The sequence below is a fragment of the Rhodococcus sp. HM1 genome (assembly GCF_023218075.1).
GTDB lineage: Bacteria > Actinomycetota > Actinomycetes > Mycobacteriales > Mycobacteriaceae > Rhodococcus.
This window is the reverse complement of the sequence record NZ_JALPTB010000039.1, coordinates 15,552-41,988: the sequence shown is the minus strand read 5'-3', so window position 1 is coordinate 41,988 and position 26,437 is coordinate 15,552. Positions and strand designations below refer to the sequence as shown.

25 protein-coding genes are annotated in these 26,437 nt (G+C 68.9%); 12 read left to right on the top strand and 13 right to left on the bottom strand.

The window, feature by feature from the left end; genetic code table 11:
• Window positions 1-30: 30 nt before the first annotated feature.
• The 11 genes from M1M07_RS19835 to M1M07_RS19785 form a co-directional block, all read right to left on the bottom strand.
• On the bottom strand, window positions 31-1,341 hold the full coding sequence (locus M1M07_RS19835) for an MCE family protein (RefSeq protein ID WP_248675284.1): 1,311 nt from the start codon (window positions 1,339-1,341) through the stop codon (window positions 31-33).
• Complete coding sequence (locus M1M07_RS19830) at window positions 1,338-2,453, bottom strand: MCE family protein (protein ID WP_248675283.1); 1,116 nt, start codon at window positions 2,451-2,453, stop codon at window positions 1,338-1,340. Before M1M07_RS19830 ends, M1M07_RS19835 begins: the two co-directional genes overlap by 4 nt.
• The gene (locus M1M07_RS19825) at window positions 2,450-3,658 is read right to left on the bottom strand and encodes an MCE family protein (RefSeq protein ID WP_248675282.1); all 1,209 of its coding nucleotides are present in this window, start codon (window positions 3,656-3,658) and stop codon (window positions 2,450-2,452) included. Before M1M07_RS19825 ends, M1M07_RS19830 begins: the two co-directional genes overlap by 4 nt.
• Window positions 3,655-4,671 (bottom strand): MCE family protein, encoded by a 1,017-nt coding sequence (locus tag M1M07_RS19820; RefSeq protein WP_248675281.1) that lies wholly within the window; start codon window positions 4,669-4,671, stop codon window positions 3,655-3,657. The genes M1M07_RS19825 and M1M07_RS19820 overlap by 4 nt, the downstream gene beginning before the upstream one ends.
• The gene (locus M1M07_RS19815) at window positions 4,668-5,684 is read right to left on the bottom strand and encodes an MlaD family protein (protein ID WP_248675280.1); all 1,017 of its coding nucleotides are present in this window, start codon (window positions 5,682-5,684) and stop codon (window positions 4,668-4,670) included. Before M1M07_RS19815 ends, M1M07_RS19820 begins: the two co-directional genes overlap by 4 nt.
• Window positions 5,681-6,838 (bottom strand): MCE family protein, encoded by a 1,158-nt coding sequence (locus tag M1M07_RS19810; RefSeq protein ID WP_248675279.1) that lies wholly within the window; start codon window positions 6,836-6,838, stop codon window positions 5,681-5,683. Before M1M07_RS19810 ends, M1M07_RS19815 begins: the two co-directional genes overlap by 4 nt.
• Before the next feature lie 5 nt (window positions 6,839-6,843).
• Window positions 6,844-7,704: an ABC transporter permease gene (locus M1M07_RS19805; protein ID WP_248675278.1), complete on the bottom strand. Its 861-nt coding sequence runs from the start codon at window positions 7,702-7,704 to the stop codon at window positions 6,844-6,846.
• Window positions 7,701-8,465, bottom strand: a complete 765-nt coding sequence (locus M1M07_RS19800) for an ABC transporter permease (protein WP_197251272.1) — start codon at window positions 8,463-8,465, stop codon at window positions 7,701-7,703. Before M1M07_RS19800 ends, M1M07_RS19805 begins: the two co-directional genes overlap by 4 nt.
• 101 nt (window positions 8,466-8,566) lie before the next feature.
• Entirely contained in the window at window positions 8,567-10,198 is a 1,632-nt protein-coding gene (locus tag M1M07_RS19795; RefSeq protein ID WP_248675277.1) for a long-chain-fatty-acid--CoA ligase, read from the bottom strand.
• Between the two features lie 62 nt (window positions 10,199-10,260).
• A complete protein-coding gene (locus M1M07_RS19790; protein WP_248675276.1) occupies window positions 10,261-11,376 on the bottom strand; it encodes an acyl-CoA dehydrogenase family protein in 1,116 nt (371 codons plus the stop codon).
• 34 nt (window positions 11,377-11,410) lie between these two features.
• Window positions 11,411-12,589, bottom strand: a complete 1,179-nt coding sequence (locus M1M07_RS19785) for an acyl-CoA dehydrogenase family protein (RefSeq protein ID WP_197251275.1) — start codon at window positions 12,587-12,589, stop codon at window positions 11,411-11,413.
• Between the two features lie 158 nt (window positions 12,590-12,747).
• Here M1M07_RS19785 and M1M07_RS19780 point away from each other — a divergent pair, with 158 nt between their 5' ends.
• The 12 genes from M1M07_RS19780 to M1M07_RS19725 all read left to right on the top strand — a co-directional run bounded on the left by M1M07_RS19780 (window position 12,748) and on the right by M1M07_RS19725 (window position 24,508).
• Complete coding sequence (locus M1M07_RS19780) at window positions 12,748-12,933, top strand: ferredoxin (protein ID WP_197251276.1); 186 nt, start codon at window positions 12,748-12,750, stop codon at window positions 12,931-12,933.
• Window positions 12,934-13,096: 163 nt separating this feature from the next.
• Window positions 13,097-14,032 carry a 3-oxoacyl-ACP reductase gene (locus tag M1M07_RS19775; RefSeq protein WP_248675275.1) on the top strand — a complete coding sequence of 312 codons (936 nt, stop codon included), beginning with the start codon at window positions 13,097-13,099 and terminating at the stop codon, window positions 14,030-14,032.
• Window positions 14,033-14,505: 473 nt separating this feature from the next.
• Window positions 14,506-15,270 carry an ABC transporter permease gene (locus tag M1M07_RS19770; RefSeq protein WP_248675274.1) on the top strand — a complete coding sequence of 255 codons (765 nt, stop codon included), beginning with the start codon at window positions 14,506-14,508 and terminating at the stop codon, window positions 15,268-15,270.
• Window positions 15,271-15,290: 20 nt separating this feature from the next.
• Window positions 15,291-16,139 carry an ABC transporter permease gene (locus tag M1M07_RS19765; RefSeq protein WP_197251278.1) on the top strand — a complete coding sequence of 283 codons (849 nt, stop codon included), beginning with the start codon at window positions 15,291-15,293 and terminating at the stop codon, window positions 16,137-16,139.
• A gap of 9 nt (window positions 16,140-16,148) precedes the next feature.
• Window positions 16,149-17,327 carry an MCE family protein gene (locus tag M1M07_RS19760; RefSeq protein ID WP_197251279.1) on the top strand — a complete coding sequence of 393 codons (1,179 nt, stop codon included), beginning with the start codon at window positions 16,149-16,151 and terminating at the stop codon, window positions 17,325-17,327.
• Window positions 17,328-17,329: 2 nt separating this feature from the next.
• Window positions 17,330-18,352: an MCE family protein gene (locus M1M07_RS19755; protein ID WP_248675273.1), complete on the top strand. Its 1,023-nt coding sequence runs from the start codon at window positions 17,330-17,332 to the stop codon at window positions 18,350-18,352.
• Window positions 18,349-19,407 carry an MCE family protein gene (locus M1M07_RS19750; protein WP_197251280.1) on the top strand — a complete coding sequence of 353 codons (1,059 nt, stop codon included), beginning with the start codon at window positions 18,349-18,351 and terminating at the stop codon, window positions 19,405-19,407. The genes M1M07_RS19755 and M1M07_RS19750 overlap by 4 nt, the downstream gene beginning before the upstream one ends.
• Window positions 19,404-20,729: an MCE family protein gene (locus M1M07_RS19745; RefSeq protein WP_197251281.1), complete on the top strand. Its 1,326-nt coding sequence runs from the start codon at window positions 19,404-19,406 to the stop codon at window positions 20,727-20,729. Before M1M07_RS19750 ends, M1M07_RS19745 begins: the two co-directional genes overlap by 4 nt.
• Window positions 20,726-21,940: an MCE family protein gene (locus M1M07_RS19740; protein WP_197251282.1), complete on the top strand. Its 1,215-nt coding sequence runs from the start codon at window positions 20,726-20,728 to the stop codon at window positions 21,938-21,940. Before M1M07_RS19745 ends, M1M07_RS19740 begins: the two co-directional genes overlap by 4 nt.
• Window positions 21,937-23,352, top strand: a complete 1,416-nt coding sequence (locus M1M07_RS19735) for an MCE family protein (RefSeq protein WP_197251283.1) — start codon at window positions 21,937-21,939, stop codon at window positions 23,350-23,352. The genes M1M07_RS19740 and M1M07_RS19735 overlap by 4 nt, the downstream gene beginning before the upstream one ends.
• Window positions 23,352-23,891, top strand: a complete 540-nt coding sequence (locus M1M07_RS19730) for a hypothetical protein (RefSeq protein WP_197251284.1) — start codon at window positions 23,352-23,354, stop codon at window positions 23,889-23,891. Before M1M07_RS19735 ends, M1M07_RS19730 begins: the two co-directional genes overlap by 1 nt.
• 116 nt (window positions 23,892-24,007) lie before the next feature.
• The gene (locus tag M1M07_RS19725) at window positions 24,008-24,508 is read left to right on the top strand and encodes a twin-arginine translocation pathway signal (protein WP_248675298.1); all 501 of its coding nucleotides are present in this window, start codon (window positions 24,008-24,010) and stop codon (window positions 24,506-24,508) included.
• A 42-nt stretch (window positions 24,509-24,550) separates the two neighbouring features.
• Here M1M07_RS19725 and M1M07_RS19720 read toward each other — a convergent pair whose 3' ends face one another.
• Together M1M07_RS19720 and M1M07_RS19715 are read right to left on the bottom strand one after the other, a co-directional pair.
• Window positions 24,551-26,038, bottom strand: coding sequence for a trehalose-6-phosphate synthase (locus tag M1M07_RS19720; protein WP_248675272.1), 1,488 nt, complete (start codon window positions 26,036-26,038; stop codon window positions 24,551-24,553).
• 43 nt (window positions 26,039-26,081) lie between these two features.
• Window positions 26,082-26,255, bottom strand: coding sequence for a hypothetical protein (locus M1M07_RS19715; protein WP_197251285.1), 174 nt, complete (start codon window positions 26,253-26,255; stop codon window positions 26,082-26,084).
• Between the last annotated feature and the right edge of the window lie 182 nt (window positions 26,256-26,437).

Here is a 26,437-nt window from a genome sequence, read left to right as displayed (position 1 = left end):
GGTGCGGCGCTTTCCGCGCCGCACCGGCGGCTACCCGGTCGGCAGCAGCAGATCCTCCAGCGTCCGCGGCGCGCCGCCCGCGAGATCTCCCTGCACGTACCGTTTTCCGTCCGAGCCCGTGTACACCCCGGTGATCGGATCGTAGGTTCCCGCGACCGCCCCGGCGACACCCTGCTCCGCGGCCTGCTCCCGGCAGGTCTGCACCGTCGCGCCGCGCAGGCCCGGGAATTCGAGGCACGGCAGGTTCCGGGCGCCGCGCACCGCGACCGGATCGTCCGACGGCAGCTTGCAATACAGGTCGGGCGGCGTCTGCGGCACATCGAGTTCGGTGGGGGAGCGGCGCTGTTCGGGCGGCAGGAACCCCTCGATGCACGGCGGCGGGTCGTTGTACGAGTTGACGAAGAACGTGTTCTGCGACGGATTGTCGACGTTCGGCAGGGCCGCGGACTGGGTGGACGCCATGATGGACGGGAACAGCACAAGGATCTGTTCGACGCCCGGGTTGTAGACGGCGGCAACCTGTTCCACCGACACGAGGTTGGCGAGCAGCAGCGGCAGCGTCGGTTCGATGCGCTGGAACCCCGCGCTGACCTCGTCGGCGGCGGGAGCGGCCCGGTCGACGAGCGCCCGCATGTCCGGATCCGCATCGCGCAACGTGCCGGTGGTGCCGGCCAATGCCGACGCCCACTGCCCGATCGCGGACGACGAGTCGATCTGGGTCTGCAGCAGCGGACCGGCGCCGTCGATGAGCGCGCCGGTCTCGTCGGCGTTGTCGGCGCCCTCCCCGGCGACCGCGGTCGCCGAATCCACCAGTGTCCGCAGGTCGTCGCCGGACGCGCCGATCGCGGTGTGCGCCTCGTCGAGCAGGACGGCCAACCGGTCCGCCCCGACCGCCTGCAGGGTGTCGTCGAGCCGATCGATGGCCCGGTCGACCGGTTCGGGCAGGGCCACGCGGTCGCGGGGCAGGACGTCGCCGTCCGCCAGATACGGAGTGTTCGCGTCGTCCGGTACGAGATCGACATAGCGCTCACCGATCGCCGACATGCTGCGGATCTCGGCGGCGGTCGACGCCGGGACGGGCACCGACGAGTCGAGCGACAGGGTGGCTTCGGCGCCGTCATCGGTCATCCGGACCTCGGTGACCCGGCCGATCGTCACGCCCCGATAGGTGACGTTCGCGGTCGGATACAGACCGCCCGCGTCGGCGAGGTCCAGGCGCACCACGTAGCGGCCGATCCCGAGCTGCGCGGGCACCTGCACGAACCACACGCCGACGGCGACGATCGCGGCGATACCGACCGTGAGGAACACGATCAGCCGGTTGCGGACGGACGGCATCATCGGGGAACCCCCAGAAGTTGGGCGAGCAGGCCCATCGGGTCCGGGGCGGACACATCGGTCGGGACGGGCGGGATCGCGGCGGGCGGACCGGTGAGCGCGTTCTCGAACGGGGTGCCGAGCAACAGCGCATTCTCGAGCGTCGGCAACGTCAGGTCCAGGATCACCGTGCCGTTCGCGTAGTCGCCGCGCACGGCATTGCGGTAGGTGTCGATCGGGAACGGGAAGGTGAGCAGGTAGCGGAGCGATTCGGTGAGCGAATCCCCGGCCGCGGTGAGCGAGGCCATCACCGGCTCGAGATCACGCAGATTCGCCACGACATCGTCCCCGGACGCGTCGACGAGGTCGCCGGCGATCCGCCCCAGATCGCCGAGCGACGTCAAGGCCCGCGTCAGATCGTCGCGGCGAGAAGACAATTCGTCCAGTGCCGGGGCGAGCGCATCGGTGGCGTCGGCGAGCGCCTGGTTCTGCGCGGACACCTCGACCGCGAGCGCGTCGAGGGATTCCATCGCCCCCACGATCTGCGCCTTCTGATCGTCGAGACCGGTGAGCGCGACGTCGAGCTGCCCGAGCAGGGCGCGCACCGACTCCTCGCGCCCGGTCAGGGCGAGATTCAGCTCGCGGGAGATCTCCTGGGCCTGGGCCAGGCCACCGCCGCTGAGCACCAGTGACAACGCCGACAGGGTCTGCTCGGTGGTGGGGAACAGCCCGGCGCGCTCGAGGGGGATGACGTCACCGTCCTCCAGTGTGCCGGTGGGCGATTCGGTGAGTGGCGGGGCGAGCTCGAGATGCGCCGACCCGAGCAGGCTCGTCTGCCCGATCTTCGCGGTCGCGTTCGCGGGCAGTGCGGTGCCGCCGTCGAGCACCACCGTCACCACGGCGTGACCGCCGTCGAGCCGGATGTCGTCCACCCGGCCGACCGTGACATCCGCGACCCGGACTCTCGAATTACGTTCGAGGGTAGTGACGTTCGGCATCTCGATATCGACACTGTAGGCGCCGTCGCCGTGGCCGCGGGTACCCGGCAACGTCAGCGAGTTGACCCCGCGCCACTCGCACGCGCTCGTCACCAGGACGAGCGGGACCAGCAGCAGGGCCGCGCGTGCGGTTCTCATCGCCCTCCCGGAAGAAGCAGGTCCTCGAGATCGGAGCCGGAGGACACCGGGACCAGTCCCGGTTCGGTGTACACGAGCTGGTCGGGCAGCGCGCCGACACCCCGGGTCGGATTGATCATGATCGGCGGATAGTCGACGGCGAGCAGGTGCAGGATCGGACCGAGTTGCTGCACACACAGTTCCGACCCGGTGTGCGCGTCGACGTCCTCCGCGGCCGCGAGCGCCGAGCAGATGAACTGCACCGGGTTGGCGAAGTTGGTCAGCGCCAGCGCCGAGACGACCGTGTTGTGGGCGGGCTGGTAGATGCCCTGCAGATTGGACAGCGCGGTCGGAGCGACGTGCAGGACCTGCGCGATTCCGTCCCGCTGGGCCGCGAGCGTCTCGGCGAGTTCGGCGGTCCGGTCGACGGTGCCGCCGATGCGCTCGCGGTTGTCGCGCACGAACCGTTCGACCTCACCGAGAGCGGTGCCGAGCGTGCCCAGCGCGCTGCCCATGTCGTCGCGGTTCGCGTCGAGGATCTGCGTCACCGAGGCCATCCGGTTGTTGAACGCGACGATCTGCCCGCGACTGTCCGACAGTGCGTCGACGAACACCTGCAGGTTGCGGACGACCGCGAACAGGTCGCCGCGACCGTCGGAGACGGTGCGCAACGCCGCCGACAACTCCTCGGCGGTCGCGCGCAGGTCCAGGCCCTGCCCCTCGACGTTGCTCGCGGCGACGTCGAGGACCTCGCCGAGCGGTCCCTGCGGGTCGTCCGGGGCGGGACCGAGTTCGGTGGTCAGTTCGGCGAGCTGCCGGGTCACCTCGTCCCATTCGACGGGCACGGCGGTGCGCTCGATCGGGATGGTCGAACCCGGATCGAGTTGTGGTCCTCCGGTGTAGGCGGGTGCGAGCTGCACGAACCGGGCCGACACGAGGGTGGGCGCGACCACCGCGGCCCTCACGTCGGCGGGCACCGGCCGGTCCGCGTCGATCTCGAACGTGACGCGTACCCGGTCGCCGTCCGGCTCGAGGCGCGTGACGCGGCCGACGTCGACGCCCATCACGCGCACGTCGTCGCCGGGGTACAGGCCACGGGCGGAGGCGAATTCGGCGGTGAACTCGTGCGTGGAGCGCCACGGCACGATCCCGAAGGACACGACGGCGATCACGCCGAGCACCAGGAACGGGATCAGCCAGGGCAGCAGCGGCCGGATGCGGGTCACGGGGTACCTCCGCCGGCGCCGGCGCGTTCGAGCGCGTCGGTCAGGGCCGGTTCGATCAGCTCGGGCGGCAGCAGGTTCTGGATGTAGGAGTTGAAGAACGGGCCCGAGGCGACGGCCTCACCGAGTTCGGTGGCGTACGGGCCGAGCCGCGCGATGGCGAGCGCGATGTTCTCGCGGTTGCGGGTCAGCACGTCGAGCACGGCGTCGACCTGCTCGAGGGTCGGGGCGAGCTGGGTTTCGTTGTCGGCCACGAGGTTCGTCAGCTCGATCGACAGCGCGTTCACGTTGCCGAACAGGGTGTCCAGCGAGCGTTGCCGGGTGTCGAGCTCACGCAGGATCAGCTCGGCGTCGACGATCAGCCCGTCGACCTGCCGGCTGCGTTCGGCCAGCACCGCGGTGATCCGTTCGGCGTTGCCGAGGAGCGCACGCAGCGACTCGTCGCGGGAGGCGACCGTGGTGGACAACCGCTGCACCCCGTCCAGGGCCGCTCCGATGTCGTCCGGGGTCCGGCGCAGCGTGTCCGAGAGCACCCGCATCGATTCGGCGACCTGCTCGGTGTCGATGTCCGCGGCGGTGGTCGCGAGGTCGCCGAGCGCCTCGGTGAGCTCGTAGGGCGCGGTGGTGCGGTCGAGGTCGAAGGTCGTGCCCTCGGCCTCCTCGCCGGGGCCGGCGGGCCGGACCCGTAGCATCCGGGCGCCGAGCGCGGTGGCGGTCGCGATCTCCACGGTGGTGTCGGTGCCCAGCACGACCCGGTCGTCGACGGTGAAGCTCACCCGCACGGCGTCGCCGTCGATCTCGACAGCGGAGACCCGCCCGGCATCCTTTCCCGAAACCTGCACGGCGTCACCGGTGTTCAGCCCGCCTGCGTCGACGAACCGGGCGTGGTAGGTGCGGCCGGTGTCGACGCCCGGCAACGACCCGAAGTTCAGGGCGGCGAGCACGAGCACGACGAGCGCGACCGTTCCGATCACCCCGATGCGGACCTGGTTCATCTCACGGAATCGACGGGTCATGCCGGTGCGCACCTGCCCGTCGTCTGCCCGAACAGCGGTGAGGTGACGGTGTTGCCGCTGGGGTCGCTGAGCTTGATCTGCAGGCCGCACAGGTAGTAGTTGAAGAACCCGCCGTACGCGCCGAGCCGGGTGAGTGCGGCGTAGGCGTCGGGCAGGCGCGTCGCGAGGCTCTCGATGGTGTCGCTGCGCGAGTTGAGCTGCGCGGCAAGATGTCCGGCTTCGACGATGTCGCCGGCCAGGGGGTCGCGCGACACGGTGAGCAGTTGCGCGAGCGAGGAGGCCGACGCGTCGATGTACGCGACGGATTCGGCGACGAGCGCGCCGTCCTGCGCGAGCCGATCCGCGAGTTGCTGTGCGCGGTCGAGGGAGACGTCGAACTCGTCGCGGTGCTCGGCCATGGTCGCGAGTACCGAATTCAGATTCGTGACGACGTCGCCGACGAGACGGTCGCGGTCGGCGATGGTGGAGGTGAGCGACGCGGTGTGCTGCAGGATCGACTCGACCGTGCCGCCCTGACCCTGCAGAACCGAGATGAGATCGGCGGACAGCTGGTTGACCTGTTGCGGATCGAGTGCGCGGAACAGCGGCTTGAAACTGCCGATCAGCACGTCCAGATCGAGGGCTGGGGAGGTGTGGTCGATGTCGATCACGCCACCGGCGCCGAGCGGTGTCGTATCGCCGGGACCGTCGGCCAGTTCCAGGTACCGGTCGCCCACGAGGTTGAGGTACCGGACGGTCGCGCGGGTCGCGCGGGTCGGGGTGTAGACGTCCTCGACGTCCAGTGTCACCGCGATCCGGTTGCCGTCGGTGAACTCGACGGACGTGATGCGGCCGACCTCCACGCCGGCCACGCGCACGAATTGTCCTGTGCGTAGTCCGGATACGTCCTCGAACACCGCGTGGTAGCGCGTGTAGTCCTGGAATCGCATCTGCCCGAACACGACGAACAGCGCGCCGAGGATCGTGAGCATCACCAGCGCGTAGGCCGCCGCGGCGATCGCGGTGCGGGTCACCGGGCGGGCCCCTGCAGGAGTTCGAGGATCGAGCCGGGCACGAACACCGGGCTCGTGTTGCCCGCCTCGAACGGGTTCGCGCCGGTGTTCGCCACCACGTACGGGGCCGGCGACTCGGCGGCGGTGACGACGGGCAGGGCGCCGCACCGCGGTCCGCCGGTCGCCGCGACCACCGGCAGGTTGCGCGGGTACTCGTACGGGTCGGAGCCGAGCAGCAGCGACGAGTTGAGCATCATCGAACTGCCGTTGCCGCCGGAGGCCGGTTCGGCGAGCAACCGGGCCTGGTCGGCGCCTTGGAAGAAGCAGGTCAGCACGGGCGAATACTCCTCGAGCACGGATGCGGTGGGCCGCAGCAGATCGAGCACGCCGACGATCGCCGGTCCGTTCGGTTCGAGCACGCCGACCCCGGTGTCGGTCAGGCCGATCACCGACAGCAGCATCGCGTCGAGATCCTCGGCCCGGTCGACGACGGAGCGGGCGGTGACGGTGAGATTGCCGAGCGAGTCGAGCAGGGCCGGTGCGGCCTCGGTGTAGGTGCCGGCGACGGACCGTGTCGCCGCGAGATCCTCTCCGAGGACATCCGTGCGCGGATTCACCTGGGCGAGAATCGTGCCGGTGTCGTCGAGTGCGGTGCCGAGATCGTCTCCGCGGCCGCGCAGGGCGGTCGCGGCGGCACCGAGCGTCTGGTTCAGTTCGGCCGGGTCGACGGCGTGCAGCACCGACGTCAGGGATTCGAACACCGAGTTCGTCTCGACCGTGACGTTCGCGGCGCGCAGGACCGACCCCTCGCGCAGGTGTTCGCCGGTCGGGTGGACGGGGTCGGTGAGGGAGACGAACTTCGCGCCGAACACGGTGGTCGCGCGTATGTCGGCGCCGACGTCGGCCGGGATACGGGTGGCGTCGCCGGGGAACAGGCTCAGTTCGACGACCGCGCCCGTCGGCGACGGGTGGACCGCGGCCACCGTGCCCACCTGGACGCCGTGCCGCTTGACCAGCGCGCCGGGGTCCAGGACGAGCCCGGCCCGGCCGGTCTCCACGGTCACGGTGACACCGGAAGCGAAGCCGCCCCGGTACGACTGGTGGACGAGCGCGAGGATGCCCACCGCGACCAGGAGGATCGCGGCGACGGCGATGCGGGGCAGGTGGGTGCGCATCGCGCTCACCCCGCCAGATGCAGCTGGCGGCTGCTGCCGTAGAGGGCCAGCGAGATCAACAGGGTCACCGTCACCATCGCGATCAGGGAGAGCCGCACCGCGCGGCCGGTCGCGACGCCGACACCGGACGGACCGCCCTGCGCGGTGTAGCCGTAGTAGCTGTGCACGAGCATGACGATCACCGCCATCACAATCGCCTGACCGAAGGACCACAGCACGTCCGCCGGACGCAGGAACGTCGCGAAATAGTGGTCGTAGACGCCGGGGGACTGGCCGAGAATCGTGACGGTCGCGATGCGGCTGGACAGGAACGCCGCGAGCACCGACAGGGAGTACAGCGGGAGGATGGCGATGAGTCCGGCCAGGATCCGGGTGCCGACGAGATAGGGGACCGACCGGATCGCCATCACCTCGAGCGCGTCGATCTCCTCGCTGATGCGCATGGCGCCGAGCTGGGCGGTGGTGCCGGCGCCGATGGTCGCCGCGAGACCGACACCGGCGACGACGGGCGCGACGACCCGCACGTTGACGTACGCCGACAGGAACCCGGTGAGCGCCTCGACGCCGATGTTCCCGAGCGAGGTGAAGCCCTGCACGGCGACGGTGGCACCGGCGAACAGCGTGAGGAAACCCATGATCGCGACGCTGCCGCCGATCATCGCGAGAAGTCCTGTGCCCAGACCGATCTCGGTGACGACCCGGAACGTCTCGGTGCGGTAGTGGCGGGCGGCCTTCGCCGTGGACAGCAATGCGCCGACGCAGAACACGATCTGCTCGCCGATCGTGTCGATCGCGCGGACGAGACCGCGCCCGGCCCGGCTCGCCGTGTGGGCGGCCCGTCCGTGGCGGAGGCTGATCAGGCTCATCGGTCGGTCACCGCGATTCCGATCGAGGTGAGCAGCATGTTCGCGAGGAACAGGGCGACGAACGCGAACACGACGGTTTCGTTGACGGCCTCGCCGACGCTCTTGGGGCCGCCGGAGACCGACAGGCCCCGGTGGCACGCGATCAACCCGGCGAGCAGGCCGAACACGGCGGCCTTGATCTCGGAGAGCAGCAGCTCGCCGGGGCCGACGAGGAGCGTGACCCCGGCGGCGTACGCACCCGGGTCGACGTTCTGGAGCAGAACCGAGAAGAAGAACCCACCGATCAGGCCGATCGCGCAGACCGCGCCGTTGAGGGTCGCGGCGACCGCGGTCGACGCGAGAGCACGCGGCACGACGAGACGGGACACCGGGTCGATGCCGAGCACTTCGAGTGCGGCGATCTCCTCGCGGATCGTGCGCGAACCGAGGTCGGCGGCGATCGCGGTGGCGCCCGCGCCCGCGACCACCAGCACCGTGACGAGCGGGCCGATCTGGGTGACCGCGCCGAGTCCCGCTCCGGCGCCGGACATGTCGCTCGCGCCGATCTCCACCAGCAGGGAGTTGAGGGTGAAGACCACGAGCACGGTGAACGGGATCGACATGAGGATCGTCGGGACGAGCGAGACGCGCGCGACGAACCAGAACTGGTTCGTGAATTCCCGCCACTGGAACGGGCCCCGGAACACTCCGGTCAGTGCGTCGAGCGACAGCGAGTAGAAGCTACCCAGGGCATGGGCGGCATCGCGCGGTGTCGATCCCATTCGCTCCTCCGCTTCCCCCACGGAACACGCAGCGCGTGCATATCGCCTGAACATACCCGAGGGTATGTAAGGCGGGCAAGGGGTCGCGGAAGTCCGTGTACCTAACCGGTGGTGGCGGTGTCCGATTCGAGTGATTCCGCCAGTTCCTCTGTCAGGAGCCTGAATTCGTTCTCACCGCGCTCGCGTACCCACACCGGATCGGCACAGTGCCAGCGCTCGGCGCTCAGCGATCGGGTGAGCACCTTGAACGTCGCGGTGCGCGGGAAGTCGGTGCAGACGCGGATCAGCGTCGGCACCTGCTTGGGGCCCAGATCGGGCTGGGAATCGAGGAACCGTGCGAACGCGACCGGGTCGAACGCGTTGTCCGCGGACGGGATCACCGCGGTCATCACCCGGTCGCCCACATACCGGTCGGGCACCGCGTAGACGGCGACCTGAGCGAACCCTTTGTAGCGCAGCAACACCCGTTCGATGGGGGCCGCGCCGATGTTCTCGCCGTCCACCCGCAGCCAGCCCGAACTGCGGCCCGCGAAGTACACGAACCCGTCGGCGTCGCGGAACCCGAGGTCGCCGCTGTAGTAGCGACCGTCCCTGACCCGTTCGGCGTCGGCCTCGGGATTCTTGTAGTACCCGGCGAACTGACCGGCACCGCGGACGTTGACCAGTTCGCCGGTGGCCTCGTCGGCGTTGACGATCCGGCCGCGGGAGTCGAACTCGGCCGGAGGGCAAGGCTTCCCGGTCTCCGGATGCAGGATGTGGATGTCCTCGGGCAGTCGGCCGAGCGACCCGGCCGGAGCACCCGGCGTCGCGGGAATCGACACCCCGCCCTCGGTGGAACCGAAGCCGTCGACGACGACCGCGTCGAACCGGCGTCGGAACTCGGCGATCGCGGGCGCGGTGCCCTCGTTGCCGTACATGATGCGCAGTGGGTTGTCGGAATCGTGTGGCGTCTCGGGCGTTGCCACGATGTAGGAGAGCGGCTTGCCCACGTAGTTGGCGTAGGTGACACCGAACTTCCGCAGGTCGGGCAGGAACCCGGACGCGGAGAAACGCCGGCGCAGGGCCACCGCGCACCCGCCGGCCAGCGCGACGGCCCAGCCCGCCATGATGGCGTTCGAGTGGAACAACGGCATCGACAGGTACACCACGTCCTCGGCGCCGAGTCCGAACCGCTGCGCGAGCATCCGGCCCGGTGCCGCGACCTTCGCGTGCGTGCACCGCACGGCCTTCGGGTCGCCGCTCGTGCCGGACGTGAAGATCAGCATGAACAGGTCGTCGGGTGTGACCTCGGCGACCTCGTGGACCCAATCTCGGTGTGGTTCCAGGAGTTCGGCCCAGTCCGGTGAATCGACGTCGATCACCCGGACGTCGCCGAGATCGAGGCCGTCGAGCAGGCCGGCGTGTGCGCGTTCGGTGAACACCACCTGGCAGTCGGCCAGCGCGATGTCGCGGGCGAGGGCATCGCCGCGACGGGTCGTGTTCAGGCCGACCACGACGGACCCGGAGAACGCGGCAGCGCCGAGCAGCAGCGAGAACTCCGGGACGTTGTCCATGAGGATCCCGAAGTGCCGCGGCCGGTCCGGATCGAGCAGGGCGCGCAGCAGCGCGGCCCTGTCGTGGCTGCGCTGCACGTGCTCGCGCCACGACAGGGACGCGTCCTCGAAACGCAGCCCCCGGTCGTCGATCTCGGACATCGCGGTGAGCAGGGCGGTCACCGTGGGTGTTTCCGTCATGGGTGCATCCTCGGGGCAGGCCGGCGCCGGCGTACAGGCGACATCTCGGCGAGCGGGACCGGTCAGGCCGGCGTCGAGGCGAGTTCGGCGCCGAGCGAACGCAGTTGGGTCGTCGCCGAACCGAGCAGGAACTCGTGGTGCTTAGCCGCGAGGAAGTAGCGGTGGACCGGATGATCCTCGTCGAGTCCGACGCCGCCGTGCACGTGCACCGTCGTGTGGGCGACGCGATGCCCGGCGTCGGCGGCCCAGAACGCCGCGGTGCGCAGCTCTCCGGTGTCCGGAAGCCCTGCGGCGATCCGGAATGCGGCCTGCCACAGGGTCAGGCGCACGGCCTTGACGTCGATGTACCCGTCCGCGAGACGCTGGGCGACGGCCTGGAAGCTGCCGATCGGACGGTCGAACTGGATCCGCTCGCGGGCATATTCGGCGGTGAGCTCGAGCGCGCGTTCGAGGACGCCGAACTGGTAGGCGGCGGATCCGAGCAGCGTGCGGTCGCGCAGCCACGCCGCGACCGCGGTGCCGTCCGTGCCGAGCACCCGGTCGGCGCCGACGCGCGTCCCGGCGAACTCGACGATGCCGGCGCTGCCGAAATCGGTGGTGGACTGGCGGGTCACGGTGACCCCGGGCGCGTCGGCGTCGACGAGCAGCACCACGACGCCGGACTCCGAGGCGGCGGGGACCAGGAACAGATCGGCGATCGGCGCCGCATCGACGACGATCTTGGTGCCGTTCAGGATCCAGCCGTCGGCGTCGGCGACGGCCCGGGTGGTGGGCGTGGTCGGATCGTCGTTCAGTTCCTCGGTGAGCGCGGCCGCGAGGACCTTCTCACCGGTCGCCGCCGGTTCACCCCACGCGGCGCGCTGCGCGTCGGTGCCGAATTCGGCGATGGCGGTCGCGGACGCGACGACGGAGGTCGGATACGGCACGGCCGCGACGCCGCGGCCGAGTTCGGCGCAGATGCTGATCTGCTCGAGCGGGCCGAATCCGTCGCCGCCGATCGACTCGGGGACCGCGGCACCGAGAATCCCGGACGACGCGAGCGCGTCCCACAGGGCGTGGTCGATCCGGTCCTCGGCGGCGTCGAGCTCGCGGAGATGCTCGTTGGTGACGACCTCGGTGACGATGTTGCGGGTGAGCCCGGCGAGATCCTGCTGGGCCTCGGTGAGCGTGAAGTCCACTGCGTGGTCCTCTCGTGGTGTGGCGGCTCGGCGGTCAGCGCTTGGCGGGTGGCTGGCCGAGGGCGGTCATGGCGATGATGTCGCGCTGCACCTCGTTGGTGCCGCCGCCGAACGTCAGGATGAGCGAGCTGCGGTGCATGCGTTCGATGCGTCCGCGCAGGAGCACACCGGGGGTGTTCTGCCGCAGGGTCGCCGCGGGACCCAGGATCTCCATGAGCAGCCGGTAGGCCTCGGTCGCGAACTCCGTGCCGAAGACCTTGTTCGCGGATGCGGGTGCCGGACCCAGGGGTGCGGTGCTGGACGCGATCTCCCAGTTCATGAGCTTGAGGTATTCGGCCTTCGCGTGCACCCGGGCGAGGTTGATCTGCACCCATTCCTGGTCGATGACGCGCCGGCCGTCGGGCAGCGTGGTGTTCTGCGCCCACGCCCGGACCTCCTGCAGCGCGGTGAGGATCGGGCCGGCCGAGGTGAGCGCCACGCGTTCGTGGTTGAGCTGGTTGGTGACCAGCGCCCAGCCGCCGTTCTCCTCGCCGACGAGGGCCGACGCCGGGACCCGCACGTCCTGGTAGTAGGTGGCGCTGGTGTCCGGTCCGGCCATGGTGTGCACCGGGGTGTAGGAGAATCCCTCCGCCGTGGTGGGCACGATGAGGACGCTGATGCCCTTGTGCTTCTTGGCATTCGGATCGGTGCGGCACGCGAGCCACACGTAGTCGGCGTAGGCGATGAGGCTGGTCCACATCTTCTGCCCGTTGATGACCCATTCGTCGCCGTCGCGCACGGCGGTGGTGCGCAGCGACGCGAGGTCGGTGCCGGCGCCGGGCTCGGAATAGCCGATGGAGAAGTGCAGTTCACCCGCGGAGATCTTCGGCAGGAAGAACGCCTTCTGCTCGGGGGTGCCGTAGTGCATGATCGTCGGCGCCACCGAGTTTATGGTGAGGAACGGGACCGGAGCACCCGCGACCGCGGCCTCGTCGGTGAAGATCAACTGGTCCATGGCGGAACGGTTCTGGCCGCCGTACTCCTCGGGCCAGCCGAGGGTGAGCCAGCCGTCCTTGCCCATCTGCTGCACCACTTCGCGGTACACGTTTCCGGCGCCGTACTCGCCGGTCGTCGCCGAGAGCGCCTCACGACGCTCCGGCGTCATCAGCTCGGCGAAGTACGCGCGCAACTCCTCGCGCAGCTTCTGCTGCTGCGGGGTATAGGTGATGTCCAACGAACCGCTCCAATCGTCGCCACGGGGACGGGTCCGACAATGTTTCCGAATCATTGCACAGAACTGGAACGCGTTCTAGCCTTACCGGACAGGCTCCGTTCGGGGTGCCGCCGACGGTGTCCGAGAGGCTCGGTGCGAATGGGAAGCGAGGGTTCGGGATGGATATCAAGGTCGACTTCGACCGCTGCGAGGCGAACGGCGTGTGTGTGGGAATCGCGCCGGATCTGTTCGATCTGAACGACGACGACGAACTGACCGTCGTGCACCCGGTGCCGGAGGGTCGCGAGGCGGACGCGCGCGAGGCGATCGCCCAGTGCCCGCGCGCGGCGCTCACGGAGATCTGACGCTCTGCTCTTGCCAGGAATGAGAACGCGTTCTACATTCCGACGGTCCCCGGTTTCATTCGCCGGAGCGTCGGGCCCCGAGTGCGCCTGACATGGCGGCCGGAGGGCCGGTAACGAAGAGGTGGGCCGTCAGGGTCCGCCGCGGTCGCGAGGAGTGCGGTTCATGAGTGTTGACGGCAGCGCCGGTCCCGAGAATGTCACCGACCCCCGTGGGGCAGACCTGACCGGCAAGGTCGCCGTGGTGACCGGCGCCGGTGCGGGACTGGGTCGTGCCGAGGCGGTGGCACTGGCGCAGGCCGGCGCGACGGTGATCGTCAACGACCTCGCCGAGACCGACGAGGTCCAGGACACGCTCGAGCAGATCCGCGCGATCGGCGGCGACGTCGCGTTCGTGCCGGGCAGCGTCGCCGAACGCGCCACCGCCGACGCACTCGTCTCCACCGCGCAGGATCGGTTCGGCAGCCTCGACATCGTCGTCAACAACGCGGGCATCGTGCGGGACCGCATGCTGCCCAACATGTCCGACGAGGAATGGGACGCCGTGATCGCGGTGCACCTGCGCGGACACTTCCTGCTGTGCCGGAACGCGGCCGCCTACTGGCGTGCCAAGTCGAAGGAAGCCGGCGCGCCCGTCTACGCCCGCATCGTCAACACCGCATCCGAGGCGGGCCTGCTCGGTCCCGAGGGGCAGGCCAACTACGGTGCCGCCAAGGCCGGCATCATCTCGCTCACCCTGTCCGCGGCCCGGGGGCTGTCCCGGTACGGCGTGCGTGCCAACGCGATCTGCCCGCGCGGCCGGACCGCCATGACCGAGTCGGTCTTCGGCGCGGCGCCGAACGCCGAGGTCGATCCGCTGTCGCCCGAGCACGTCGGAACGCTCGTGTCTTACCTGGCCTCGCCGGCCGCGGACCGGGTCAACGGCCAGGTCTTCGTCGTCTACGGGCCGATGGTCGCGTTGATGGCGGCCCCCGTCGTCGAGCAGCGTTTCGACGCCGACGTCCGATGGACCCCGGAAGCGCTCGCCCAGGAACTCGGGAGCTACTTCGAGGACCGCGACCCAGCCCGCATGTTCTCGGCTGCCGAACTTCTGAAGCTGTGAGGCTGGTGTGCCTTTTCGGCGCCTGGGGGCGCCGGAAAGGCACACCCGGCCGTTGCTGCTACTCCAGGTGACAGGCACCGTCGTTCTCGGTTAATATTCCGCAGTCCGCCGTCGGCCGGGATAGGGTCGAGATTCGACGTTTTCCGTGCCGTGAACTCGGCTCCAGCACCTCGGTTTTCCTTTGAAACTTGTTCCAGTTTCGGATCCTCCACCGCGGGCGTCCCGGAGTGTGATCGCATCGGTTCCCGGTTCCGCGCCGCTGCCGACCGGAGTTGCGAAGCTCCACGTAAAGCCACTTATCCGACCGGGGTTCCACTCCCGGCTTCCCGAGATTCAGCAACGGTGTACGGCGTCCTCCGGGTCTCCGGTGCGCACCTTTGACAGTGTGAACACGTTCTAGTTAGTATGACGCGGGTCACAGTGCGGCCCGCGTCGGTCCGTGGCCGATCCAACCAACGAACGGAGGGGAGACGTTGGTAGACCTCCTCGAGGTCCCGTTGCGCGCCGTCGGCGGTCTCTTCGCCATGACCGGGGAAACCGCCCGCGCTGCATTCTCCCGGCCGTTCCAACGGCGCGAATTCATCGACCAGGCATGGTTCGTCGCACGGGTGTCGCTTCTGCCGACCGTCCTTGTGGCAGTGCCGTTCACGGTCCTGGTCAGCTTCACCCTCAACATCCTGCTGCGGGAGATCGGTGCCGCCGACCTCAGCGGTGCGGGTGCCGCGCTCGGCGCCGTCACCCAGGTCGGGCCGATGGTCACCGTCCTCATCGTCGCCGGCGCCGGCGCGACCGCGATCTGCGCGGACCTCGCCGCCCGGACGATCCGCGAGGAGATCGACGCGATGCGGGTGCTCGGCATCAATCCGATCCATCGCCTCGTCGTGCCGCGCGTGCTCGCCTCCACCGTGGTCGCGTTGCTGCTCAACGGCCTCGTGTGCTCGATCGGCATCCTCGGCGGTTTCGCGTTCTCGGTGTTCCTGCAGGACGTGAACCCCGGCGCCTTCGTCAACGGCATCACGCTGCTCACCGGCTTCGGCGAGCTGATTATCTCCCAGGTCAAGGCGGGTCTGTTCGGCATGATCGCCGGACTCGTCGCGTCCTATCTCGGACTCAACGTCAAGGGCGGTGCCAAGAGCGTCGGCGACGCCGTCAACCAGACGGTCGTGTTCGCCTTCATGGCACTGTTCGTCGTCAATCTCCTCGTCACGGCCGTCGGCATCAAGCTGACGGCCGGATGAGCGGCTCGGTGGTGGTGTAGATGGCAGTGATTACCGGGCGCTTCCCCCGCGTGCGCCGACGTGTCCGCGCCGCGTCGAACTCGATCGACGGCATCGGCGAACAGGCACTGTTCTTCGGCCGCGCACTCGGCTCCGCGCCGCGCGCGCTGATGCACTATCCGAAGGAGACGGTCCGGCTCGTCGCCGAGATCAGCATGGGCACCGGCGCGCTCGCCGTCATCGGCGGCACGGTCGTGATCGTCGGCTTCCTGACCCTGTTCACCGGCGGCATCATCGCCGTGCAGGGCTTCAGCTCCCTCGGCAACATCGGTGTCGAGGCGCTCACCGGCTTCTTCGCGGCGTTCATCAACGTGCGCATCGCCGCCCCGACCATCGCGGGCATCGGCCTCGCGGCGACCATCGGGGCCGGGTCCACCGCCCAGCTCGGCGCGATGCGGGTTTCCGAGGAGATCGACGCGCTCGAGGTGATGGCGATCCCGTCCGTCCCGTACCTGGTGAGCACGCGGGTGATGGCCGGGATGATCGCGATCGTCCCGCTGTACTCGCTCGCGGTGATCGCCTCGTTCATCGCCAGCCGTTTCGCGACGGTCGTGCTCTACGGCCAGTCCGCCGGCGTGTACGACCACTACTTCCAGACCTTCCTCATCCCCACCGACATCCTGTGGTCGTTCGTGCAAGCCATCGTCATGGCCATCGCGGTGATGCTCATCCACACCTACTACGGCTTCAACGCAAGCGGCGGGCCGGTCGGGGTCGGTGTCGCCGTCGGCAACGCAGTGCGCGCGTCCCTCATCGCCGTCGTCACCGTCACCCTCCTCATCTCGCTCGCGGTCTACGGGATGTCCGGCAACTTCAACCTGTCGGGATAGGCGGCATTCATGGACAGCCCATCGTGGAAGAAGAAACTCGCCGCCCTGGGGATGGTCGGCGGGCTCGCCGTGCTCGTCGTCGCGGCGCTGACGCAGTTCGTCGGCGGCTTCACCGCCACCGTCCCGGTGACCGTGACCTCCGCCCGTTCCGGCCTGGTGATGGAACCCGACGCCAAGGTCAAGTTGCGCGGCGTCGAGGTCGGCCGGGTCTCGTCGATCGAGCACACCCCGGACGGTGCGGTGCTGCAGCTGGCGATGGATCCCGGTCAGTTGCACCTGATTCCGTCGAACGCACAGGTGACCATCGAGTCGACCACCGTGTTCGGCGCGAAGTTCGTCGATCTGGTCGTCCCGGACGATCCGTCGCCGGTGCCGCTGCAGGAAGGCGCGGTCATCGCCGCCGAGAACGTCACCGTCGAGTTCAACACCGTCTTCGAGCACCTCAACGACGTGCTCGCGCAGGTGCAGCCGGAGAAGCTCAACGCCACGCTCGGTGCGATCTCGGAAGGCCTGCGCGGTCGCGGTGACGATCTCGGTGCCGCGCTCGCGGAGGTCGACGACTACCTCGTGACGATGAATCCGTCTCTGCCGCAACTGCAGTACGACCTCCAGGCCGCCGCGGACGTGACCGGTGTCTACGCCGACACCGCACCCGACCTGATGGCCACCGTCGGCAACGCCACCGACGTCGGCAACACCGTCGTCGACGAACAGGACAACCTCGATCTGCTGCTGATGAACGTCATCGGTCTCGCGACCACCGGCCGGGACGTCCTCGGCGAGAACGAGGCCCAGCTGACCACGTCGCTGGACCTCCTGACCCACACGACCACCCTCCTCGGGGAGTACTCGCCCGAGCTGACGTGCTTCATCGTCGGACTCAACGACGGGCGGATCGCGTTCGAGCCGATGGCCGGCACCGGCAAGTACGCGTCGCTGATGCTGAGCACCAGCTTCATGGGCGGCGCCACCATCTACAACCAGGAGCAGGACCTCCCCGTCGTCGGGGCGAGCGGTGGGCCCAACTGCTACGGGCTGCCGAATTTCGACCCCCGTCGCGACGGACACGCACAGTTCGCGGTCGCGAACACCGGTGAAGTGCCCTACAAGCCCTCCACCGAGGCGTGGGTCCGAACCCCGACGATCTTCCGGTACCTGTACGGCGACGACCTTGCGGCAGGGCAGTGACCATGAGACCGACCACCATCAAGTTCACGGCCTTCGCCGTCGCGATGATCCTGATCTTCGCGGGCCTCGCCGTGGTGTTCAGCCAGGCCCGGTTCTCCGGCAGCGAGGGATACCGCGCGACGTTCACCGACGTGTCCGGGCTGAAGCCCGGCGACAAGGTGCGCATCGCGGGTGTTCCCGTGGGATCGGTCGGCAGGGTCGACATCGGTGACGGCAACATCGCCGAGGTCGACTTCGACGTCGACTCGAAATACACGCTGCTGCAGAGCACCCGCGCGACCGTCCGCTACGAGAACCTCGTCGGCGACCGCTACCTCGAGTTGCTGGAAGGTCCCGGCAGCAGCGGCGAGAAGCTGCAGCCGGGCGAGACCATCCCGCTCGACCGGACCGCGCCGGCGCTCGATCTGGATCTGCTGCTCGGCGGATTCAAGCCGTTGCTGAAGGGACTGGATCCGAAGCAGGTCAACGACCTGTCCGGCGCGTTGCTGCAGATCTTCCAGGGACAGGGCGGCACGCTGGTGTCGCTGCTCGGCAACACCAACTCGTTCACCAACTCACTCGCCGACCGGGACCAGCTCATCGGCGACGTCATCGACAACCTCAACACCGTGCTGGGCACGATCGACGAACGCGACGAGCAGTTCGGCGACACCATCGACCGGCTGCACACTCTCGTCGGCGGCCTCGCCGAGGACCGCGACCCCATCGGGGCCGCGCTCCCGCAGTTGTCCGCGGGCACCGCGGATCTCGCGTCGCTGCTGCAGGAAACGCGGCCCGACCTGCAGTCGGTGATCGCCGAGACCAACCGCACGATGACGCAGCTCGAGCTCGGTGAGGACGACATCAATCGCACCCTCGAACGGTTGCCGACGGACTACAAGAAGCTCATCCGTGTCGGTGTGTACGGAAACTTCTTCCAGTTCTTCCTGTGCGCCAACACGTTCAAGTTCTCCGGACCGGACGGGACGACGATCCGTTACACGTCGGCGGAGCAGACGACCGGAAGGTGTGCAAAGGTCGAATGAGCCCTACTCGTGAACGCAATCCAGTCCAGGTCGGTGTCATCGGCCTCGGTGTGTGTGCCGCGATCGTGCTCGCGGGCCTGCAGTACGACCAGCTTCCGTTCATCTCGGGAGGCCTGAACTACTCGGCGCACTTCACCGACGCGGGTGGCCTCGTGCCGGGCGACGACGTCAGCCTCGCCGGTGTCGACGTCGGTACCGTCACCGGCGTCGAGCTCGACGGACAGCAGGTGCTGGTGACCTTCACGGTCCGCGACGGCATCGCCCTCGGCGAGGCGACCGGCGCCGACATCAAGACCAACACGGTCCTCGGCCGCAAGTCCCTGGCGGTGCGGCCGGCCGGTGACGGCGTCCTGCGGCCCGGCACGACGATCCCCGTCGAGCGCACCAACGCGCCGTACTCGCTGCCCGATGCGCTCGGGGACCTCACCACCAGCGTGTCCGAACTCGACACCGACGGCATCAACGAATCGCTCGACGCCCTGTCGCTTGCACTGCAGGACACCCCGCCCGAGATCAGCGGAGCTCTCGAAGGCATGCGGCGGCTTTCCGAATCCATCAACGCGCGCGACGAATCGCTGCAGGAACTTCTCGGCCGCGCCGAGAACGTCACCGGCATCCTCGCCGAACGCAGCGACCGCATCAACGAATTGATCCTCGACGCCAACGATCTGTTCGGTGAACTGAGCCTGCGTCGCGACGCCATCACCGAACTCATCGCGAACGTCTCGGCGGTGTCGCGGCAGCTGACCGGTCTCGTGCAGGACAACCAGGCACAGATGGCGCCGACCCTCGAGACGCTGAACGCGGTCACCGCGAATCTGCAGGCGAACAAGGACAACATCGCCGAAGCACTCGACGGACTCGGCCCCTACATCAGTTCCCTCGGCGAATCCGTCGCCAGCGGACCGTTCTTCAACGCGTACGTCTCGAACATCCTGCCCGCACCGTGGTGGAAGGCGGTCGTCGACGGGTTCGTCGCGCCCGAACTCCTGCAGGAGGACCTGGAGGACGTGATTCCGGACAACCCGCCGTCGATCAAGAAGGATGGCGAATGAGCGACACGACCATCGACAACGGGAAGAAGCCGGGCCGGCCGAAGTGGCTGCTGCCCGCGGTCGCCGCCGCGGTCGCCGCGGCCCTGATCGCCGGCGTCGCCGCGCTCGTGCTGCCGGGCTGGGGCAAGCGCACGATCCACGCCGAATTCGTGTCCACCACAGGACTGTACGAAGGCGACGACGTGCGGGTCCTCGGCGTGCCGGTCGGGAGCATCACCTCCATCGAACCGGGCGTCGACATGTCCCGGGTCACGATGCAGGTCGACGACTCGGTCGACGTCCCCGCCGACGCCCAGGCCGTGATCATCGCGCAGAGCCTCGTCTCGGCACGGTTCATTCAGCTCACCCCCGTGTACTCCGGTGGGGAGACGATCGCCGACGGTGCCACGATTCCGTTGTCGCGCACGGCCTCTCCCGTCGAGTGGGACGAGATCAAGACCGAACTGATGCGGCTGACCGAGGCGCTCGGACCGGAGGATCTCGACCCGCAGGGCTCGCTCGGCCGGTTCATCGACACCGCCGCCGAGAACCTCGAGGGCAACGGCGCCACCGTGCGCGAGGCGCTGCGGGAACTGTCCGAGACGATGCGGACCCTCTCCGACGGCCGCACCGACCTGTTCTCCACCGTCCGCAACCTGCAGGCATTCGTCTCCGTGCTGTCGAAGAGCGACGAGCAGATCGTGCAGTTCGGCGGCCGCCTCGCGTCCGTGTCCGACGTGCTCGCCGCGAGCTCCGACCAGCTCGGAACCTCGCTCACCGACCTGAACATCGCGGTCGGCGACGTGCAGCGGTTCGTCCAGGACAACCGTGACGGACTCACCGAATCCGTCGAGCGCCTCGCCGACGCCACCGAGGTCCTCGCCCGCAAGCGGCCCGAGATCGAACGGGTCCTGCATTCCGGTCCCACGGCGCTGTCGAACTTCTACAACATCTACAAGCCCGCCCAGGGTTCGCTCACCGGGGCCCTCTCGATCAGCAACGGCCGCAACCCCATCGAATGGATGTGCGGCTCGGTGGGTGCGGCGGCCAACGCGACCTCGGATCGCAGCGAGGAACTGTGCCGGCAGCAACTCGGACCCGTGCTCGCCTCCCTGTCGAGCAACTACCTGCCGTACCTGATCAACCCGATCGCCGGCGTGCAGGCGTTCCCGGACCAGCTCTACTACACCGAACCGTGGCTCGAAGAGGCCACGGCCGGACGTGGAATCGCCCCCGAGGAAGCGCCCGCACCGGGCCCGGTCGACGGGCTGCTGTCCGGACTGCCGAGCATCGAGGTGCCCGGCGACCTGGGCTCACTGCTGCAGCCGGGAGGAGGCCGATGACCACGCGCACCGGGCGGCTCACAGCCGTCACCACCTTGGCCATCGCCGCGATGACACTGTCGGCCTGCGAATGGAACGGGCTCAACTCGGTCCCGATGCCGGGCACCGCCGGGCACGGGGACGGCGCCTACCAGGTGCAGATCGAGATGCCGAACGTCACGACGCTGTCCCAGAACTCGCCGGTGCGTGTCGACGACGTCACCGTCGGGAGCATCGCGAACATCGAGGTCGTGGACTGGCACGCGCTGGTGACGGTGGCCCTCGACGGGGACGTCGAACTGCCCGCGAACGCCACCGCCCGCATCGGGCAGACCAGCCTGCTCGGATCGCAGCACCTGGAACTGGCCGAGCCGACCGACGAACCGCCGCAGGGCCGGCTCGAGGACGGCGACGTCATCCCGCTCGAACGCGCCGGTGCCTACCCGACGACCGAGCAGACGCTGTCGTCGCTGTCGGTGGTGCTCAACGGCGGCGGGCTCGCCCAGATCAACGACATCACCACCGAACTGAACGCCGCGCTCGTCGGACGCGAGGATTCGCTGCGCGACCTGATGCCGCGGCTCGACGAACTCGTCGGCACCCTCGACCGGCAGCGCACCGACATCATCTCCGCGATGGAGGGCATGGACCGGCTGGCGTCGACGGTCAACGACCAGACCGACACCCTCGAACGCGCCCTCGACGAACTGCCCGCGGCGCTCGAGGTGCTCTCCGATCAGCGGGGCAATCTGACCGCGGCGCTGACCTCGCTCGGTGAGTTGAGTTCCGTCGCAAGCAGGCTCGTCGAGAACGCCGGTCAGGATCTGGACACGAACCTGCAGGCACTGACCCCGACCCTGCGGGCACTCGCGGATTCGGGCAACTCGCTCACCCAGGTGCTCGGTGTGCTGCTCACCTACCCGTTCCCGCAGGCCGGTATCAACAACATCATCCGAGGCGACTACGCGAACCTCGCCATGACCATCGACCTGACCCTGGATCGTCTCGACCTGAACTTCCTGACCGGAACCCCGCTCGCCGGCCGGCTCGCCGGTCCCGAAGGCATCCTGGGGCAGGACGCCGGACTCGCGGGACAGGCCACCGACCCGTTCCTGGCCCCGCTGCAGCCGCCGGCTCCGCGGACCGGGCCCGGCCCGGCGACCGTGACCGTCCCGGGGCTCGGCGAGTTCACGATCCCCGAACTGCCGCAGCTGGGGGTGCCCGCGCCATGATGCTCTCGAGGTTCGTCCGCATCCAGTTGGTGATCTTCGCGATCCTCACGGTGATCGGACTGGTCGTCATGTCGGCGCAGTACGTCCGGCTGCCGCAGCTTCTCGGGGTCGGCCGCTACACGGTCACCGCGGAGCTGCCGTCGACCGGTGGCCTGTACCGGCATTCGAACGTCACCTATCGGGGAACGAATGTCGGTGTGGTCGATACTGTTTCGCTGACACCTACCGGGGTCGAGGCCGAGATGTCGATCGACAGCGACTACAAGATTCCGGCGGACGTCGACGTCGCGGTGCGCAGCGTGTCGGCGGTCGGCGAGCAGTACATCGACCTGGTGCCGCACGAGAATGCTTCGGACGAAGCGCATCTCGCGGACGGTGACGTGATCCCCGTCGATCGGGCGACCGTGCCGCAGGAGGTCGGGGCACTGCTCGACCAGGCGGATGTGCTGCTCGCGAGCATCAGCGACACGCGCCTGCAGACCGTCGTGGACGAGGCGTTCGATGCGTTCAACGGATCCGGGCCCGATCTGCAGCGACTGATCGACTCGACCCGCCTGTTCGTGCAGGAGGCCAACGCCAACAGCGCTCCCACGAGTCAGCTGCTCGACGAGCTCGGCCCGCTGCTCGACACCCAGGTCGTCAGCAGCGACGCGATCCGTTCCTGGACACGGGACATGGTGACCTTCACCGACCGGCTCCGCGTCAGCGACCCGGATCTGCGGGCGCTGATGGACAAGGGGCCCGGCGCGGCCGCGGAAGCCGAGCAACTGCTGCAGGACCTGAAACCCACCCTGCCGCTGCTGCTCGCGAACCTCGTCAGTGTCGGTGAGGTCGGCGTCGTCTACAACGCCGGCATCGAACAGATCCTGGTGCTGTACCCGCCGATGACCACGGCACTGATCACCGCGGCCGGCAGCGGACCGGCCGAGGACGGTGCGGTCGTCGACTTCCATCTCCAGTTGCACGATCCGCCGCCGTGCCTGGCCGGTTTCCTTCCGCCGGACCAGTGGCGCAGTCCCGCCGACGAGTCCCTGATCGACTCGCCCGGTGACCTGTTCTGCAAACTGCCGCAATCGGATCCGAACACTGTGCGCGGTGCCCGCAACGTTCCCTGCATGGAGTTCCCGGGCCGTCGTGCACCGACGCCGGAAATGTGCCGGACCGGTTACCAGCCCGAGTACACCGACAACCCGTGGATCGGCCCGCCGACGCCGGTGGCATCCGCGAACGACGTCCCTCAGCCCGCGTCGTACTCCGAAGGTTCGGACGCCGCCGCGCCCGCGGGTGTGACCGCGCGCCGGATCGATCCGGCGACCGGCACGTACATTGGTCCGGACGGCACGGTCTACCGCCACACGGGCACGGGGGCAGACACGAGTTTGGAGGCGTACATGAAGGCACAGCAGGGCTGATGACGGACGAGAACACGACATCGGAGAACCCGACCTCCGGGGGCACGTCGGCGGGTCGGGCGTGGACCCGGCCCGTCTCGATCGGCGCGGCGGTCCTGATCGTCGCGCTGATCGCGGCCGGGGTCTGGCTGCTGATCGACCGGCAGTCGAGCAACGAGCGTGACGAACGACGCCAGGCGTACCTGCAGGCCGCGCGGCAGACGGTGCTGAACCTGACCACGATTCACAGCGACACTGCCGACGCCGACGTCCAGCGACTGCTCGACGGGGCCACCGGTGATTTCAAGGCCGAATTCGAAGGCCGCGAAGGCCCGTTCGTGGAGGTCGTGCAGAAGGCCGGGGTCGACACCAACGGGGAAGTGATCGAGGCGGGCATCCAGACCGAGGACGGCGCGTGCACGTCGTCGCTGGTTGCCTCGCGCATGATGGTGTCCAACGCCGGCCAGCCCGAACCCTCGCCGCGTGACTTCCGGTTGCGGGTCACGATCTGCGACGAGGGCGGACGGCTGTTGGCATCGAAGGTGGAGTTCGTACCGTGAGCGACGAGAACCGGACCGAGAAGAACGACGGCAGCGACGAGGCAGTCGTCCTCGAGAAGAGCAGGGAGACCGCCTCCGGCAGTGATACGGCGGAGGCGACCTCCGGCGGCGAGTCCGTGTCTCCCACCGGGAAGAAAGGTGTTCCGCGGGCGCTGGCCGGGGCACTCGTGGCCGTCGCGGTCGTGCTGGCCGCGGTCGTCGGCTGGCTGGCCTACGGCAAGCTCCAGGACAACGCCGCCGAGGTGGCACGCACCGACGCGGTGAAGGCCGCCGAGGAGCAGGCCGTCGCCGTGCTCGCATACAGCTACGACAAGGTCGACGAGCAGGTCGCGGCCGCCGCGGAGGGGCTGACCGGCGACTTCCGCGAGGAATACCTGAACCTGATGAACAACGTGATCGTCCCGGGCGCCAAGGAGAAGTCGATCAGCGTTCAGGCCGTCGTGCAGTCGTCGTCGATCGTCTCGGCCGAGGCCGACCACGCCGTGGCGATGTTGTTCGTCAACACGATCAGTACCAACTCGGAGTTCCCGGAGGCGGTCAGCAGCGCCAGCCGGGTCCGGGTCGAGCTGGAGAACGAGGACGGTCGCTGGCTGGTGAGCCGGCTGGGGCCGATCTGATCGAGGCGCGTGCGGCCGAACCGCCGGAGGTGGGCGGCCGGGTCACACCGGTTCGCCGGCCTCCGCGGGGGCGATCAGCGCCGGACCTGCCGCGCCGCCGTGCGCGAGCGCGTCGAGGAACGCGCGGGCCCAGCGGTCCACGTCGTGCGTGAGGACCTGCCGTCGCAGTGCCCGCATGTGCCGCCGTCCGTCCTCGCGGGACTGTGACAGCGCGGCCTCCATCTGGTCCTTCACGTTCTCCAGATCGTGCGGGTTGCACAGGAAGGCCTGACGCAATTCTGCTGCGGCACCGGTGAATTCGCTCAGAACCAGGGCGCCGCCGAGGTCGCTGCGGCAGGCCACGTACTCCTTCGCGACCAGGTTCATCCCGTCGCGCAGGGGAGTCACGAGCATCACGTCGGCGGCGACGAAGAACGCGATGAGCTCGTCGCGGGGGACCGGGCGGTGGATGTAGTGCACCACCGGCCGGCCGACCTCGGCGTACTCGCCGTTGATGCGGCTGACCATCTTCTCGATCTCGCCGCGCATGTGGATGTAGGACTCGACCCGTTCCCGGCTCGGGGTCGCGAGCTGCACCATCACCGTCTCGGACGGGTCGACGCGACCCTCGGCGATCAGTTCGTGCAGCGCGTCGAGCCGGACGTCGATGCCCTTGGTGTAGTCGAGCCGGTCGACGCCGAGCATGATGCGCTTCGGATTGCCGAGTTCCTTGCGGATCTGCTTGGCGCGGTCGCGGATCGACTTGCGGCGGGACTGTTCGTCGAGTTCACCGGACGCGATGGAGATCGGGAACGCCCCGACCCGGACGGTGCGGAACCCGACCTGGACGACACCGAGCTTCGACCGGACACCGACGTTGCCGCGGGAGGTCTGGTGCCCGGCCAGTCGCCGGGCGAGGTACAGGAAGTTCTGGGCTCCGCCGGGCAGGTGGAAGCCGATCAGATCGGCGCCGAGCAGCCCGTCGACGATCTCGGTGCGCCACGGCATCTGCATGAACAGCTCGACCGGCGGGAACGGAATATGGAGGAAGAAGCCGATCGTCAGATCCGGGCGCAGCATCCGCAGCATCTTCGGAACGAGCTGGAGCTGGTAGTCCTGGATCCAGACGGTCGCACCCTGCGCGGCAGCCTTCGCCGCCGCTTCCGCGAACCGGCGATTGACCTCGACGTAGGCGTTCCACCATTCGCGGTGGTATTCGGGACGGACGATGACGTCGTGGTACAGCGGCCACAACGTGGCGTTCGAGAATCCCTCGTAGTAGTCGGCGATCTCCTGGGCGCTGAGGGGAACCGGGTGCATCACCAGGTCGTCGTCGACGATCGGATCCAGGTCGGCATCGGCGACACCGGCCCAGCCGACCCACGCACCGCGGTGGGTGCGCAGGATCGGCTCGAGCGCGGTGACGAGGCCGCCGGGACTGCGCTTCCATCGGGTCGTGCCGTCCGGAAGGCGTTCGAGGTCGACGGGCAGCCGGTTGGCGACCACAACGAAGTCGGATTCGGTGAGGGTCGGCGAATCGGCTGCGGGCACGGGGCGTCCTCTTCTCTGGCTGGGTGGCTGTCGGAGCGGACGGTCAGGCGGACTTGTCGGTCGGTCCGATGCCGAGCATCGACAGCAGCATGCGGCACTCGTCGGCGTCCTCGGCGTAGGCCGCGACGACGCGCTGCGCCTGGCGGGCAGTCTGTTCGGCTACGGGCTCGAGGTCTTCGTCGGCGATGTCGTTGTCGGTGGTCACGTCGGCGGCCATGGTGTTTCCTCCCGGGAGTGCTGCTCGGCTCGAGCAGGCCATTCGTAGTTCGACTCTAGGAGAACCGGACATGCCCACGCCAGCCGCGACCGCGGCACCGCATGCCGGGGCGAGGTCTGTATCGATAAGGGCCGACGCCGCGCTGCCTCTCGGCTGTGCGCTCACCGCGTTCCTGCGGGGTC

Bases quoted from the DNA above. Each gene is read 5' to 3' on its own strand.
- M1M07_RS19775 (WP_248675275.1), top strand. From the start codon at position 13,097: ATGAGTGTTGACGGCAGCGCCGGTCCCGAGAATGTCACCGACCCCCGT.
- M1M07_RS19715 (WP_197251285.1), bottom strand. From the start codon at position 26,255: ATGGCCGCCGACGTGACCACCGACAACGACATCGCCGACGAAGACCTC.
- M1M07_RS19750 (WP_197251280.1), top strand. From the start codon at position 18,349: ATGAGCCCTACTCGTGAACGCAATCCAGTCCAGGTCGGTGTCATCGGC.
- M1M07_RS19740 (WP_197251282.1), top strand. From the start codon at position 20,726: ATGACCACGCGCACCGGGCGGCTCACAGCCGTCACCACCTTGGCCATC.
- M1M07_RS19820 (WP_248675281.1), bottom strand. From the start codon at position 4,671: ATGACCCGTCGATTCCGTGAGATGAACCAGGTCCGCATCGGGGTGATC.
- M1M07_RS19835 (WP_248675284.1), bottom strand. From the start codon at position 1,341: ATGATGCCGTCCGTCCGCAACCGGCTGATCGTGTTCCTCACGGTCGGT.
- M1M07_RS19795 (WP_248675277.1), bottom strand. From the start codon at position 10,198: ATGACGGAAACACCCACGGTGACCGCCCTGCTCACCGCGATGTCCGAG.
- M1M07_RS19810 (WP_248675279.1), bottom strand. From the start codon at position 6,838: ATGCGCACCCACCTGCCCCGCATCGCCGTCGCCGCGATCCTCCTGGTC.
- M1M07_RS19730 (WP_197251284.1), top strand. From the start codon at position 23,352: ATGACGGACGAGAACACGACATCGGAGAACCCGACCTCCGGGGGCACG.
- M1M07_RS19745 (WP_197251281.1), top strand. From the start codon at position 19,404: ATGAGCGACACGACCATCGACAACGGGAAGAAGCCGGGCCGGCCGAAG.
- M1M07_RS19800 (WP_197251272.1), bottom strand. From the start codon at position 8,465: ATGGGATCGACACCGCGCGATGCCGCCCATGCCCTGGGTAGCTTCTAC.
- M1M07_RS19830 (WP_248675283.1), bottom strand. From the start codon at position 2,453: ATGAGAACCGCACGCGCGGCCCTGCTGCTGGTCCCGCTCGTCCTGGTG.
- M1M07_RS19805 (WP_248675278.1), bottom strand. From the start codon at position 7,704: ATGAGCCTGATCAGCCTCCGCCACGGACGGGCCGCCCACACGGCGAGC.
- M1M07_RS19780 (WP_197251276.1), top strand. From the start codon at position 12,748: ATGGATATCAAGGTCGACTTCGACCGCTGCGAGGCGAACGGCGTGTGT.
- M1M07_RS19765 (WP_197251278.1), top strand. From the start codon at position 15,291: ATGGCAGTGATTACCGGGCGCTTCCCCCGCGTGCGCCGACGTGTCCGC.
- M1M07_RS19755 (WP_248675273.1), top strand. From the start codon at position 17,330: ATGAGACCGACCACCATCAAGTTCACGGCCTTCGCCGTCGCGATGATC.
- M1M07_RS19735 (WP_197251283.1), top strand. From the start codon at position 21,937: ATGATGCTCTCGAGGTTCGTCCGCATCCAGTTGGTGATCTTCGCGATC.
- M1M07_RS19760 (WP_197251279.1), top strand. From the start codon at position 16,149: ATGGACAGCCCATCGTGGAAGAAGAAACTCGCCGCCCTGGGGATGGTC.